The 13,303-nt window shown below is 61.6% G+C and carries 13 protein-coding genes; 1 reads left to right on the top strand and 12 read right to left on the bottom strand.

Annotated features, from left to right (window positions below; genetic code table 11):
- Positions 1-68: 68 nt before the first annotated feature.
- From HGP13_RS23185 to HGP13_RS23150, 8 genes are all read right to left on the bottom strand, one after another.
- Entirely contained in the window at positions 69-1,160 is a 1,092-nt protein-coding gene (locus tag HGP13_RS23185) for an IS630 family transposase (RefSeq protein ID WP_172234664.1), read from the bottom strand.
- Positions 1,161-1,220: 60 nt separating this feature from the next.
- On the bottom strand, positions 1,221-1,607 hold the full coding sequence (locus tag HGP13_RS23180; RefSeq protein ID WP_172229347.1) for a hypothetical protein: 387 nt from the start codon (positions 1,605-1,607) through the stop codon (positions 1,221-1,223).
- Positions 1,608-1,617: 10 nt separating this feature from the next.
- Complete coding sequence (locus HGP13_RS23175) at positions 1,618-5,394, bottom strand: vitamin B12-dependent ribonucleotide reductase (protein WP_172229345.1); 3,777 nt, start codon at positions 5,392-5,394, stop codon at positions 1,618-1,620.
- Between the two features lie 641 nt (positions 5,395-6,035).
- A complete protein-coding gene (locus tag HGP13_RS23170) occupies positions 6,036-6,347 on the bottom strand; it encodes a PilZ domain-containing protein (RefSeq protein WP_172229343.1) in 312 nt (103 codons plus the stop codon).
- A 108-nt stretch (positions 6,348-6,455) separates the two neighbouring features.
- Positions 6,456-6,944, bottom strand: a complete 489-nt coding sequence (locus HGP13_RS23165; RefSeq protein ID WP_172229341.1) for an NUDIX hydrolase — start codon at positions 6,942-6,944, stop codon at positions 6,456-6,458.
- 211 nt (positions 6,945-7,155) lie between these two features.
- Positions 7,156-7,656 carry a xanthine phosphoribosyltransferase gene (gene gpt, locus HGP13_RS23160; protein WP_172229339.1) on the bottom strand — a complete coding sequence of 167 codons (501 nt, stop codon included), beginning with the start codon at positions 7,654-7,656 and terminating at the stop codon, positions 7,156-7,158.
- A gap of 116 nt (positions 7,657-7,772) precedes the next feature.
- Complete coding sequence (locus tag HGP13_RS23155; protein ID WP_172229337.1) at positions 7,773-8,606, bottom strand: universal stress protein; 834 nt, start codon at positions 8,604-8,606, stop codon at positions 7,773-7,775.
- A gap of 73 nt (positions 8,607-8,679) precedes the next feature.
- Entirely contained in the window at positions 8,680-9,423 is a 744-nt protein-coding gene (locus tag HGP13_RS23150) for a competence/damage-inducible protein A (protein ID WP_172229335.1), read from the bottom strand.
- Positions 9,424-9,575: 152 nt separating this feature from the next.
- Here HGP13_RS23150 and HGP13_RS23145 point away from each other — a divergent pair, with 152 nt between their 5' ends.
- A complete protein-coding gene (locus tag HGP13_RS23145) occupies positions 9,576-10,580 on the top strand; it encodes an alpha/beta fold hydrolase (protein WP_172229333.1) in 1,005 nt (334 codons plus the stop codon).
- Positions 10,581-10,995: 415 nt separating this feature from the next.
- Here the strand turns inward: HGP13_RS23145 and HGP13_RS23140 are convergent, their stop codons facing one another.
- The 4 genes from HGP13_RS23140 to HGP13_RS23125 form a co-directional block, all read right to left on the bottom strand.
- A complete protein-coding gene (locus tag HGP13_RS23140; RefSeq protein WP_172229331.1) occupies positions 10,996-11,235 on the bottom strand; it encodes a DUF2188 domain-containing protein in 240 nt (79 codons plus the stop codon).
- Between the two features lie 28 nt (positions 11,236-11,263).
- Positions 11,264-11,542 (bottom strand): DUF982 domain-containing protein, encoded by a 279-nt coding sequence (locus tag HGP13_RS23135; RefSeq protein WP_019857850.1) that lies wholly within the window; start codon positions 11,540-11,542, stop codon positions 11,264-11,266.
- Positions 11,543-11,665: 123 nt separating this feature from the next.
- The gene (locus HGP13_RS23130; protein WP_172229329.1) at positions 11,666-11,983 is read right to left on the bottom strand and encodes an SH3 domain-containing protein; all 318 of its coding nucleotides are present in this window, start codon (positions 11,981-11,983) and stop codon (positions 11,666-11,668) included.
- 131 nt (positions 11,984-12,114) lie between these two features.
- Positions 12,115-13,218 (bottom strand): NADH:flavin oxidoreductase/NADH oxidase, encoded by a 1,104-nt coding sequence (locus HGP13_RS23125; RefSeq protein WP_172229327.1) that lies wholly within the window; start codon positions 13,216-13,218, stop codon positions 12,115-12,117.
- Between the last annotated feature and the right edge of the window lie 85 nt (positions 13,219-13,303).

The following is a 13,303-nucleotide window of genomic DNA, read 5'->3' as shown; positions in this document are numbered from 1 at the left end:
ATCCGCCGTACAAGTGCCTCGACCGCCGATCCGGATCGGCGGGCCGCAGCTTATGTCAAAGGCCATTGTCAGCAATCATGAGAGTGGATTGATTCCAACGCTTGGTGCCCGCGTTTGACGGCTGCAATGATCTCATCGGGGTCTGCTTTCCAGACGAATGGCCGGGGTTCGTGATTGTGCTCAGTCATGAAGCGGTTGATTGCCGCCTGCAGATCGACGACGGAGTGGAAGACACCGTGTTTCAGTCTACGTCGTGTCAGTTTGGCGAAGAAGCCCTCGACAGCGTTGAGCCATGAACATGATGTTGGAACGAAGTGGAAGGTCCATCGCGGATGTCTTGCCAGCCAGGCGCGGACCTTCGGCTGCTTATGGGTCGCGTAGTTGTCGAGAATGACGTGGACTGCCTTATCCTTCGGCAGTTGCGCCTCAATCACGTTGAGGAAACGGATGAACTCCTGATGCCGGTGTCGCTGCATGTTGCGGCCGATCACCGAGCCGTCGAGAACATTGAGGGCAGCAAACAGGGTGGTGGTTCCGTGGCGCTTGTAATCATGGGTCATCGTGCCACCCCGCCCCTTCTTTAACGGAAGTCCTGGCTGGGTGCGGTCCAGCGCCTGGATCTGGCTCTTTTCATCGACGGAAAGAACAATGGCATGGGCCGGCGGCGAGACGTAGAGCCCAACGACATCGTGCAGTTTCTCGGCAAAGGCCTTGTCATTCGACAGTTTGAAGCTGCGCCAGCGGTGCGGTGCAAGACCATGCTCGTGCCATATCTTGACGACCGAAGAGGCCGCGATCCCCACCGCCTTTGCCATCGCGCGAACGGTCCAGTGTGTGGCCTCTTGCTTGGGCGTTTCCAGCGTCAGCGCGATCACCTGATCGACCAGTTCGGGATCGAGTGGCGCAATGCCTGGCGGGCGGCTCTTGTCGCGCAAAAGGCCATCCACGCCTTCGGCCATAAAACGCTCCTGCCATCGCCACACGCAGGTCTTCGATTTGCCGGTAGCCTGCATAATGGTCACGGTTCCCAAGCCGTCATCGCTCATCAGAATGATCTTCGCCCGCCACGCATGCTTCTGCGGCGAACCGTGCTTTGCCACGATGGCTTCGAGCTGGATCCTGTCGGCGGCAGTGACGTCAAATGTAATACCGGTGCGCATGCCCGATCGTCGCACATGCGAAAACAGATGGGAATCCAACATCGGACTCTTTTGTCTCGATCAATCCACTAGAGGGCCGTTGCATGTTTTAAGCATATCCTCGCGATTAAGAACGAGGTCTTCAACAAAAGAGATTATTTTATCAATTTCGTCGCCAGGGAAATTCTTCCGAGAATTTTTATATGAGACAACCGTCTTGCATGATCCGATATTTATTACACGATTGTCGTGGTCGATATAGACAATATCGATGCCGCGATCATCAAAGCCGTCAACGATATACTCATCGACCTCTGGTTGAGGTAACCCAAAGACAGTTTCTAGAGCAAGTCTAGTGAATGCATCGCTGCGCGAGACGCTGGCGCTCTCACGTTCCCGTATGCCGCTTTCAACGACGCCGAAATCTAGGATTGTCGGCGTCGTTGCATTTACGACTTTTGGGCTCAATCAAATCCCCTCAGCTGCACCCGCTCGTGGCGCCGCACGTATCGCACTTCTCGCAGGTCCCGTTCCGCACCATGGTGAAATTCTGGCACTCGGAGCAGGAATTGCCGGTGTAGCCTTGCAGCAGTGACCTGGCGCGGCGGTCGGCGGCGAGTTTCTTCGCTTCGGCCGCTTCATTGGCCGCGGCGTCGGTGAACAGTGCCGCCGTGGTGTCGGAAGCCGCGCCCGCCGCTTCCTCGAAGGCGATGTCTTCGGCCAGTTCCTTGGCGCGGTCCTCATAATCGCGCTTGTAGGCGACTGCTTCGTCGCTGGCGGGCTTCAACGCCAGCACGTTGGAGCCGGAGAAGGCGGTCGGCGCCGAGCGGGCAGGGGGGGTGGAGCCGGCAAAGCCCTTCGGCTCGTTGCCGATTGCCCTCGACACCAGCTTCACCGGCGAACCACGGGTCAGACCCTTGGAGACGGCGTCGGTCTTGCCTTCGCTGATGTTGCGGCCAAGTGCGGTGTTGGAAAAGTCCGACTGGTCGACATGGGCGAGGTCGTTGCGGCCGAGATAGGAGATCGCGAGTTCGCGGAATACGTAGTCGAGGATCGACGTCGCGCTCTTGATGGCGTCATTGCCCTGCACCATGCCCGCCGGCTCGAACTTGGTGAAGGTGAAGGCGTGCACATATTCGTCGAGCGGTACGCCGTATTGCAGGCCGAGCGAGATCGCGATGGCGAAGTTGTTGAGAAGGCCACGCAGTGTGGCACCCTCCTTGTTCATGTCGATGAAGATCTCGCCGAGGCGGCCATCATCATATTCGCCGGTGCGCAGGAAGATGGTGTTGCCACCGATCTTGGCCTTCTGCGTATAACCCTTGCGGCGGCCGGGCAGCTTTTCCTGCTCGCGCGACACGCGTTCGATGATGCGCTCGACGATCCGCTCGGTGATCTGCGCAGCACGCGCCGCAGCTGGGGCCGCGATCAGCTGCTCGACCGCATCGTCCTCATCCTCCTCGCCATCGGCGAGCAGCGAGGAATTCAGCGGCTGCGACAGCTTCGAGCCGTCGCGATAGAGCGCGTTGGCCTTCAGCGCCAGCTTCCACGACAGCATGTAGGCGCCCTTGGCGTCTTCCACCGTCGCATCGTTGGGCATGTTGATGGTCTTGGAGATGGCGCCGGAGATGAAGGGCTGTGCCGCCGCCATCATCTGGATGTGGCTGTTGATCGAAAGCGAACGCTTGCCGATCTTGCCGCAGGGGCTGGCGCAGTCGAACACGGCGAGGTGTTCGGCCTTGAGGAAGGGCGCGCCTTCCAGCGTCATCGCACCGCAGACATGGATGTTGGCGGCTTCGATGTCCTTCCGGGAGAAGCCCAGCGCCGGCAGGATCTCGAACGAGAAGTCGTTGAGCTGCTCGTCGGTGAAGCCGAAGGTCTCCTTCACCCAGTCGGCGCCGAGCGTCCACTGGTTGAAGACGAACTTGATGTCGAAGGCCGACTTCAGCGCGGCATTGAGCGCCGCGATCTTCTCGTCGGTGAAGCCTTTCGCCTTGAGCGAGCCGGGGTTGATTGCCGGCGCCTGGTTGAGATTGCCGTGGCCGACCGCATAGGCCTCGATCTCGGCGAGCTGGCTCTCGGAATAGCCGAGCGTGCGCAGCGCTTCCGGCACGGCGCGGTTGATGATCTTGAAGTAGCCGCCGCCGGCGAGCTTCTTGAACTTCACCAGCGCGAAGTCGGGCTCGATGCCGGTGGTGTCGCAATCCATGACCAGACCGATCGTGCCGGTCGGCGCGATGACGGTCGCCTGCGCATTGCGGTAGCCGTGCTCCTCGCCAAGCTCGATGGCGCGGTCCCAGGCGGCTTTCGCATGCTCGACAAGCGCCTGCTGCTTGAGGTCGGAGGCGACCAGCGGCACCGGGTTGACGGCGAGCTTCTCATAGCCCTGCTTCTCGCCATAGGCGGCACGGCGATGGTTGCGCATGACGCGCAGCATGTTCTGGGCGTTGCGGTCGTAGTCGGCGAAGGCGCCGAGCTCGGCGGCCATCTCGGCCGACGTGGCATAGGCCATGCCGGTCATGATCGCGGTAAGTGCTGCGCAGATGGCACGGCCCTCGTCCGAGTCATACGGTATGCCCGAGGTCATCAGCAGGCCGCCGATGTTGGCGTAGCCGAGGCCGAGCGTGCGGTATTCGTAGGACTGCTTGGCGATCTCCTTCGACGGGAACTGCGCCATCATGACCGAGATTTCGAGCACGATGGTCCACAGCCGCACCGTGTGCTCGTAGGCAGCGATATCGATCGTGCCGTCGGCATTGCGGTAAGGCAGCAGATTGATCGAGGCGAGGTTGCAGGCGGTGTCGTCGAGGAACATGTATTCCGAGCACGGGTTGGAGGCCCGGATCGCACCGGCAGAAGCGCAGGTGTGCCAGTCGTTCATCGTCGTGTTGAAGTGCAGGCCCGGGTCCGCCGATGCCCAGGCGGCGTAGCCGATCTTTTCCCAGAGATCCCGCGCCTTCAGCGTCTTCAGCACCTTGCCGTCCTTGCGGGCGGTCAGGTGCCAGTCGGCGTCCTGCTCGACGGCGCGCAGGAAATTGTCCTTCAGCGACACCGAATTGTTGGAGTTCTGGCCCGAAACCGTCAGGTAGGCGTCCGAATCCCAGTCGGTGTCGTAGGTCTTGAACGACATCGAGGTGTAGCCCTGCTTGGCGAACTGGATGACGCGGTAGATGTAGTTCTCCGGCACCGCGTCCTTCTTGGCCGCCTTGATCTCGCGCTTCAGCGCCGTGTTGATGGCCGGGTCGAAGCAATCGTCGCCATTGCCTTCGCAATTGACGCAGGCTTTCATGATCAGCTCAAGATGCTTCTTGACGATCTTGGAGCCGGTCACCAGCGAGGCGACCTTCTGCTCTTCATTGACCTTCCAGTCGATGAATTCCTCGATATCGGGATGGTCGGCGTCGACGATGACCATTTTCGCGGCGCGGCGCGTCGTGCCGCCCGACTTTATGGCGCCAGCGGCGCGGTCGCCGATCTTGAGGAAGCTCATCAGGCCGGACGAACGGCCGCCGCCGGACAGCTTTTCGCCTTCGCCGCGCAGCAGCGAGAAGTTCGAGCCGGTGCCGGATCCGTATTTGAACAGGCGCGCTTCACGCACCCACAGATCCATGATGCCGCCCTCGTTGACGAGGTCGTCCTGAACGCCCTGGATGAAGCAGGCATGCGGCTGCGGATGCTCGTAGGAGGATTTCGACTTGGTCAGCTTGCCGGTGAAGGGGTCGACATAGAAGTGACCCTGGCTCGGTCCGTCGATACCGTAGGCCCAGTGCAGGCCGGTGTTGAACCATTGCGGCGAATTCGGTGCGACGCGCTGGGTGGCCAGCATATAGGCAAGTTCATCGCGGAAAGCGCGCGCGTCTTCCTCCGACGTCTTGAAGTAGCCGCCCTTCCAGCCCCAGTAGGTCCAGGTGCCAGCCAGCCGGTCGAATACCTGGCGGGCATCGATCTCGGAGCCGTAGCGCTCCCCTTCCGGCAGCTTGGCAAGCTCGGCCTCGTCGGCGACGGAGCGCCACAGGAAGGAGGGGACGTCGTTCTCCTCGACCTTCTTCAGCCGCGCGGGCACACCGGCCTTGCGGAAATATTTCTGCGCCAGGATGTCGGCGGCCACCTGGGAGAACTGCGCCGGCACATCGATGTTGTCGAGACGGAACACCACCGAGCCATCCGGATTCTTGATCTCGGACAGGGCCTTGCGGAATTCGATCTCCGCATAAGCTGATTGGCCTGCCTTGGTGAAGCGACGCTCGATGCGCATTGGTCCGGTCCTTTTGTCTATATATAGCGCTTTTCCCCAGGGATTTCTGCCCCCAATGCGAAACGCGCATGTCCGCCGTCTGCCGGCGTTCGAAAACGGCCGGCTCTCCATTTCGCGATCTCCCCCCAGCACTTGTACCTGGGCTCCTTAGGAAGCCTCTGTCACAACGCGCCGGGGAACTCCGCGGGTCCCTCAAATCTGATTTTTTCGATTCCCTCACTCGAGGGAAATTCACACTATCTAGCGTCGAACCTACCTGCAAACACTAAATATAGTATTAACAGACAATTTATTCCAGTCCGACAATTCTCCCTTTCGTCGCCCCGCCACCCCACAATCCCAACGCTTCCGCCGGCCTCGTAAACAGGCGGAAATGCGGGCAAAAACGCACATAATCCGGGAAAAAGACCGGGCTCAGAACTTTCCGGTCGCACTCTCAACAGGAGCGCACGGCCTATAAAAGGCGACTCGTTTTGCGCCGTCAAGGATTCGTTTGCGTAGCTTTTGTGACCCCAACATCTTGTGTGTCACACATGTGGATAACGGGGATAGAAATGCGCCGCTGCGATTATCGTTTCGGGCGGCGGATTTGCGAGCAGCGGACGATCGGAGGCATCTGCCGGGAGCAATCCGGTCGGATATCAGCCGTAATGCAGCTTCGGCTTGGGCTCGGTGCCGGTGAACTGGACCCCGATCCGATCGTTGCGACGCCAGCGGACCTCGCAGCGATAGGCGACGCCATCGAGCGGTACATAAAGAAGGAAACGATCGGGAACCCGCGACTCCAGCGGAACTTTCAATTCGGCGCCGCCCGCATGCTGATTGCGCAGCGTAACGGCGACTTCCGAGTTTTGAATGCCGGTGATGACGGAACCGCCCTTGAGCACGCGTGGACGGTGCTCGCGCTTAGGGCCGTCGGGGTCTTGCTTAAGTGGGTCTACAAAGTTCGCCATCGGTCAATCGCCAGATTGGCCAATTCTTAGCGAAGAAAAATTAGCAAACCATTCATGCGCTACATCACATGGTTGTGAATCCGCCATAGAGCACGCGAAAGATGCAGCTTAGGAGAATCTGTGCGGGTCGGCGCAGAAATAGGCGATGATCTGGCAAAGGTCGGGTTCATTGACCATGCGCACCGCTTCGCTCGAATTGACCCATTTGCGGGTGCGGGCGCGCTTTTCCTTCCAGCGATCGGCGATCTTGTCGACTTCCAGCGGAAACACCAGCACCTCGCAAGGCACTTCTTCGCCGGAGCCCAGAACCTTGGCATAGAAATAACGGCCGGCTTCGAGATGGGAAATGTTTCCGCGCAACCCGGCTTCCTCGCCGGCCTCGCGCGCCGCCGCCTCGCAGAGTGGCTCCCTGGCCTCTGGCCAGCCTTTCGGCAACACCCAGCGGCCGGTATCACGGCTGGTGATCAGCATGATCTCGACGCCATTCCCGGTGTCGCGCCACGGCAGCGCGGCAACCTGCAGACGGCACGGCGCGGTGCCGAAGAGTCGCCGGACCCTTTCAGCCAGATGGTTGTGCGTCGTTGGCCTCGTCAACATCGGAGAAGCTAGCCCCAGCCTCCAGAATCATTTGCCGCCTCACGAATCTTACGGCTAATTATGACCAATAAAAGTAAAAACTTTGGTCAGGCTGGCTGATTTCCGCCAATCGAGATCGATTTCACAGGATATCTTGCCCCACAGATCCGTCCGCGGAAGCAAATATTGTCGTCGGTGGCGGCTTAACTGGAAAAATGCGGCCTGTTGCGAATCAGCCGGCGTGGTCGTCGGCGATCGGCTTCTGGTAGGTGAATCCCATGTCCCAGGGGAAATAGATCCAGGTGTCCTGGCTGACCTCGGTGACAAAAGTATCAACCAGCGGGCGGCCTTTCGGCTTGGCGTAGACGGTGGCGAAATGCGCCTTGGGCATCATCGCGCGCACGATGCCGGCGGTCTTGCCGGTGTCGGTCAGGTCGTCGATGATCAGCACGCCGGCGCCATCGTCTGCGAGCAGCGCGGGCGTGATTTCCTTCAGCACCTGCAACTGCCCCTGGCTGGTGTAGTCATGATAGGAGGCGACGCAGACCGTCTCGATGATGCGGATGCCAAGCTCGCGCGCAATGATCGCCGCGGGGACCAGTCCACCGCGGGTGATGCAGACGATCGCTCGCCATTGTCCCTTGTTGGCGCCGGAAAGCCGCCAGGAAAGCGCACGGGCGTCACGATGGAACTGGTCCCAGGAGACCGGGAAGGCTTTTTCGGGAAGGGACATTTTTCGCGCACTCCGCAGCACGCGAAGGCCGCGTGCACAAAAACAGGGGAATGCGCGCGGAATTAACTGGAAACCCTTGGACTTGGCAAGGGCGACCGGCTGCGATGGCTGTGGACTTATCGCGACAGGAAGGCCGCCACCTGCGTTGTGCGCAGCACCGTGCGCGTCACCCCGCCGAACAGCAGCTGGCGCAGCCAGGAGTGGCTGTAGGCACCAAGCACCAGGAGATCGGCGCCGGTCTCGGCGACCCGGTTCTGGATCATGTCGTCGACCGAGGTGCCCCCTGATTTCTGCACCGAGACACTGACATTGGCGCCATGGCGCGACAGGGCCGACGCGATTTCGGCACCGGCGGCTTCCGGGCTTTCGTCGAGCGTATCAGGCGGATCGATGACCAATATGTCGGTTTTCTCGGCCTCGATGATGAAGGGCAGGGCGTCGAAGGCGGCGCGCGCGGCTTCCTTGCTGCCGTTCCAGGCGAGCAGCACATGTTTGAATGTGGTGACCAGTGGGCCAGCACTCGGCACCACCAGCACCGGCCGGCCGGCGTCATAGACCAGCGTGTCGACATCGGCGCTCGGATCGCCGCCGGTATCGCGCTGGGCGGCGACAATGAGATCGGCGGCGCGCACGCTCGAAATGCCGGTCAGCGCGCTGTCGCCGGAGAAACTCTCCAGGCTGCGCCATTCGAAGGAAAGGCCGGAATCCTCGATGCGCCGGAGAAAGACGGCCTGCAGCTTGTCGGCGCGCTCCCGGTTCATGTCGGCCGACACCTGCAGGAATTCGGTATCCGGGAAGCCGGTCGCCGACGTGTAGGGCACCGGAAGCGCCTCGGCATGGATGCCGATCAGATGGCTCTCGTAGCGGCTGGCGAGCGGAATGGCGCAGTCGAGCACGCGTTCGGCGTCCTGCTCGTTCTGCAGAATGGCAACGATGGTCTTGAAGCGCATGATGATCCCTCAATCTGGCGAGCTTCGATCTCGCGTGCAGGGAAACGTTGGCGCGCCGCGCTTGGTTCCGGCCTCAACTCGCCTTGGCGGCGAAACCCGCCACCATTGTCTCGACATCGGCGCGCGCGGCCTCGAGCGCCTCCTGGCTGCGGGCGCGAACGACCAGTTCGGTCCAGAACTTGCCGTCGCCATACTTTGGATAGGAACCGATAATCGTGTCCGGATGCGCCTTTTGGATCTCACCCAGTGGCCCGCCGATAAGGCCTTCGCCGAACGGACAGTGCACCGTCGCCGACAGCATTTTCGTGCCGGTCTTCAGCGTCGGCACGACATTGTCGAGCATGGCCTGGAAGATCGAGGGCACGCCGGCCATGACGTGGACGTTGCCGATGCGGAAGCCGGGCGCCACGGACACCGGGTTGTCGATATGGTCGGCGCCACGCGGCATCCGCGCCATGCGCTTGCGCGCCTCGGTGTATTCGATGCCGCGCGCCGCATAGCTTTCGCCCAGCATGGCATAGGCCTTGGCATCGTATTCGCAGGGAACGCCGAACGCCTTGGCGATCGAATCGGCGGTGATGTCGTCATGGGTCGGGCCGATGCCGCCGGTGGTGAACACATAGGTATAACGCGCACGCACGGCATTCACCGCCGCAACGATCTCGTCTTCCTCGTCGGGAACGATGCGCACTTCCTTCAGGTCGATGCCGACAGCCGTCATGATGTCGGCGAGGTGGCCGATGTTCTTGTCCTTGGTGCGGCCGGACAGAATCTCATCGCCGATGACAAGCATGGCGGCTGTAACGATTTCAGGCATGGAGGGCTCCGGCAGGACGGGTCGCCTGAGATAGCGCGGCGCGTGGCTGTCGGCAATGCCGTCCGGGCGGCCAACATGGCACCCGTTTCGATGCCAGGTTGCAGCGCGACCGGATGCGGGTAAGCTCGAACTGGTTCTGGTCCGGGTGAACAATGCTGATATCGATCCTGTCGTGGCTGCTGGCCCTGTCGTTCCTGCTGGCGGTCCTGGGGATCGCCTGTCTGGTGTTGGCGACGCTGTGGATCGCGGCGAAGGCGCAAAGACTGGTGCCGCCGGTCGGAAAATTCGTCGAGATTGACGGCAGCCGCATCCACTATGTCGATGTAGGCGAGGGGCGGCCGATCGTTTTTATCCACGGGCTTGGCGCCCAGCTTCATCATTTCCGGCACACCTTGTTTGGCCAGTTCGCCCCCGGCTACCGGCTGATCGCGCTCGATCGTCCGGGATCGGGCTATTCGACGCGCGCGAACGGCGCCACGGGCCGGTTGCCCGAACAGGCAGCCCTGGTGCGCCGTTTCATCGAAAAATTGAGGCTGGAGAGGCCGCTGGTGGTGGGTCACTCGCTGGGTGGCGCCGTCACGCTGACCCTGGCCGTGGAGCATCCCGAGGTGATTGCGGGGATCGCCTTGCTGGCGCCGTTGACGCATCTGGAACCTGGCATGCGCGAAAAGACCGGCTTGCTCAACATTCCCTCACGCCTTTGGCGACGGGTCATGGCCTACACCGTGGCGATACCGCTGAGCCTGCGCTATGCGCGGCCGACGATGGAATTCATCTTCGCGCCGCAGGCTTTTCCCGTGGACTACATGGTCGACGGCGGTGGCTGGCTCGGGCTGCGGCCAGTCCATTTCCAGGCGACATCAGCCGATGTCGTGGCCATCGAACAGGATCTCGGCCGCATCGAGCAACGCTATGGCGAGATTGCCATGCCGGCCGGCATCCTGTTTGGAACCGCCGACCGCGTCATCGACATCCGCATCCATGGCGAGCCGATGCGTGGCAAGATCAAGGGGCTTGATTTCGAGCCTGTCGACGGCCTCGGCCATATGCCGCAGTTCGTCGAGCCCAAGCGGGTGATCGGTTTCATCGAGCGGGTTGCCGGCCGCGCCTTTCCATCACCCCAGCCTCACGACAATTTCAATGAACCAACCGGCTGACCGCCGGGTTTACCCCCTGTCGCACCTAAGGCGACCAAGACACGGCGTAATGCAATGTACAGGAATTTCTCGCAGCATCGGTTCTGATGATCGGGCTGGCAACGTCGGCGATGGCGCAACCGTAGGACGCATAATTCCAACCATTAAAAATGGTGGCCGTTCGGCAACGAAGAGTCCTCAGGCGTCGACCAGAACACGACTGGAAGCATCAATGGCGACCACTCGGGACTGGATACCCTTGGCAGTTCGGGCGCGGCCGACCCTTGTGCGTCGAACACTGCGGGTCCTGACGCGAATGCTCAGGGAAACGTGAACGACCAGTATTGTGGCAAATAATCGCTCGTAAGGGCTCGCAACTGGCAACGAGACGTCCCTCTCTTCATACGTCCGTGGCGTGCGGCCTTTGGCGATAAAGTCAGTCGGACACTTCGGTCTGCGGCCGGTCACGGCCATCCGCCAGTTCCTCATGCCATTTGCCCTCGGCATCCTCGTACTGGATACCGTCCGTCGCGCCTGCCACCTGCTGCTCGGCCGAAGCGATCTCGGCGGCGCGCAGCGCGTCCTGATGGGTGGGAAATGTCTCCGAGAAGGTCGAACCGACCTTGTAGGCCCAGCCGCCGTCATGCTCGACGATGTTGTAAGTCAGCTTCGCCATCAAAACCTCCGGTTGAAAGTCCGCCTGCTCAATGCAGCCGGTCGTCGGACAGCCTGTCGTCGGGCACCAGCACTTCCGATTCCCTGGCGGCCTCGATCAATGCCCGTCGCGCTTCCGCTGTCGAACGATAACCTTCCAGCACTTTGAGGCAAGTGTCGAGGGCATCACGATGACGCGGGCCGCGATTGAGCGGCCACACCGTCATCAGACACTCCGCCGCTTCCTGGGTACTGCGGATATGGCGATATTTGCCGACATGGCCAAGTTCGACCACGACCGGCGTTTCAAAAGGTTTGTTGTCCATCATGGCCGCAACGCAAAGCAGCCAATTTGGTTGCAAAAGTGGCCGTCAGCCTGCGCCCAAACGTCTCAGAGGCTGTTTTGGGAACGTCTGCTCCGGCGGCCATCTGGAGCTACTTTCAAAACAGCCTCAGTAGCCGCAATCGTTGCGTAGCCAGCGTGCATTGGCCCAGCCGGTCGTGCCGCCGATTTCGACCTGGTACCAGTTGCCGCGCCGGTCGAAGATTTCGGTGTGATCGCCGTTGAACAGCTGGCCGATCATCCGCGATGACGAGTTCGGCCGTGTCCGCACGGCGAGAAAGCCGCTGCCGGTGGCCAGATTGTAGCGGCCAGACAGGCCGTGTACCGTACCTTCGCAATATTGCGCGACGCTCGGCGTCGACGCACCGAGCCAAAACGCCGCGACGACCATAAGCATCGCAGCCGGCAAGACTGCCTTGAACGACATGATTTCCTCCCAAGCCCGGCCGCGCCCGCCGCAGCCTCACCCAACGTAACAGTTTGCGGCGAGAATTGAAGCGGGCTGTTGTAAAGGGCTGGACGGTATCGGGAGGCCCCGGTATCAAGAGGATGGTCCGATCAGCCCGCCGCCTTCATCCAGTGTTCCATCGTCGTCACCGAGCGGGCGAGCTGTGGTGCCGGATGGATCTTTTCGCTGAATGTGGCGGCCGCACGCCAGCCCCAGCGCGGATCGGCGAGGAAGGCGCGCGCCAGCGCCACCATGTCGGCGCGGCCCTCGGCGATAACAGCCTCGGCCTGCTTCGGATCGTCGATCAGGCCGACCGCGCGGGTCGGGATGCCGGCGCCCTTGCGCACGGCTTCCGCCAGGTGAACCTGATAGCCGGGGCCGGTGGGCAGTTTCTGCAACGGCGAATTGCCGCCGCTGGAGCAGCAGAGATAGCCGACGCCCTCCGCCTTCAGGGCCTTCGCCACTTCGATCGCATCCTCGACGTCGAAGCCGCCATCGACCCAGTCCTTCACCGACAGTCGCGCACCGAGCATCAGCTTTGGCACTGCCTTTCTCACCGCCCTGGCGATTTCGACGACAAGACCCATCCGGTTTTCCAGCGAGCCGCCCCAACGGTCCGTGCGCTGGTTGGACAGCGGCGACAGGAACTGGAAGATCAAATAGCCATGTGCTGCGTGCAATTCGATGAAGTCGAAGCCGGCGCGTTCGGCCCGCTTGGCGGCTTCGACGAAGCGCTCGATGAGCTGCAGGATCTCCTCGTCTTCCAGCGCATGCGGCACGTTCCAGCCGGTGTCATAGGCGATGGCCGAGGCCGAAACGGTCTGCCAGGGGTCCTCATTCGGCTGCAATGGTCCGCCGCCCTCCCAGGGCTTGCGGTTCGAGGCCTTGCGGCCGGCGTGCGCCAGCTGCGAGCCGAACTTCGTGCCGGGTGCGGCGACGCGTCGTGCCGCGTCCAGTGTGCGGCGCGCAGCGGCTTCGTTGTCGTCGGAATAAAGCCCGAGGCAACCATGCGTGATGCGCCCGCGCCGCTCGACATCGGTCATCTCCACCGTGACCATGCCGGCGCCGGACATGGCCAAGTTCATCCAGTGGTAAAGATGCCAGTCGCTAGCCGAGCCATCCTCCGCGGAATACTGACACATCGGCGCGACAGCGATGCGATTGTGGAAGGTGAGGCCGTCGAGCGTGATCGGCTGAAAAAGCGATGCGGTCATGAAAAGGGGCTCCGGGGAGGGGAACGCGTTATTTAGGCAATGGAAGTCGTGCATACCACACACGAGAGAGTGAAATGCCCGCTGG

Origin of the sequence: Mesorhizobium sp. NZP2077 (assembly GCF_013170805.1) — a bacterium.
Taxonomy (GTDB): Bacteria; Pseudomonadota; Alphaproteobacteria; order Rhizobiales; family Rhizobiaceae; genus Mesorhizobium.
This window is presented reverse-complemented; position numbering and strand designations above follow the sequence as displayed.

Coding starts and splice junctions, on each gene's coding strand:
- HGP13_RS23170 (WP_172229343.1), bottom strand. CDS start 6,347: ATGGCGAACTTTGTAGACCCACTTAAGCAAGACCCCGACGGCCCTAAG.
- HGP13_RS23145 (WP_172229333.1), top strand. CDS start 9,576: ATGCTGATATCGATCCTGTCGTGGCTGCTGGCCCTGTCGTTCCTGCTG.
- gpt (WP_172229339.1), bottom strand. CDS start 7,656: ATGTCCCTTCCCGAAAAAGCCTTCCCGGTCTCCTGGGACCAGTTCCAT.
- HGP13_RS23155 (WP_172229337.1), bottom strand. CDS start 8,606: ATGCGCTTCAAGACCATCGTTGCCATTCTGCAGAACGAGCAGGACGCC.
- HGP13_RS23140 (WP_172229331.1), bottom strand. CDS start 11,235: ATGGCGAAGCTGACTTACAACATCGTCGAGCATGACGGCGGCTGGGCC.
- HGP13_RS23135 (WP_019857850.1), bottom strand. CDS start 11,542: ATGATGGACAACAAACCTTTTGAAACGCCGGTCGTGGTCGAACTTGGC.
- HGP13_RS23175 (WP_172229345.1), bottom strand. CDS start 5,394: ATGCGCATCGAGCGTCGCTTCACCAAGGCAGGCCAATCAGCTTATGCG.
- HGP13_RS23165 (WP_172229341.1), bottom strand. CDS start 6,944: ATGTTGACGAGGCCAACGACGCACAACCATCTGGCTGAAAGGGTCCGG.
- HGP13_RS23150 (WP_172229335.1), bottom strand. CDS start 9,423: ATGCCTGAAATCGTTACAGCCGCCATGCTTGTCATCGGCGATGAGATT.
- HGP13_RS23125 (WP_172229327.1), bottom strand. CDS start 13,218: ATGACCGCATCGCTTTTTCAGCCGATCACGCTCGACGGCCTCACCTTC.
- HGP13_RS23185 (WP_172234664.1), bottom strand. CDS start 1,160: ATGCGCACCGGTATTACATTTGACGTCACTGCCGCCGACAGGATCCAG.
- HGP13_RS23130 (WP_172229329.1), bottom strand. CDS start 11,983: ATGTCGTTCAAGGCAGTCTTGCCGGCTGCGATGCTTATGGTCGTCGCG.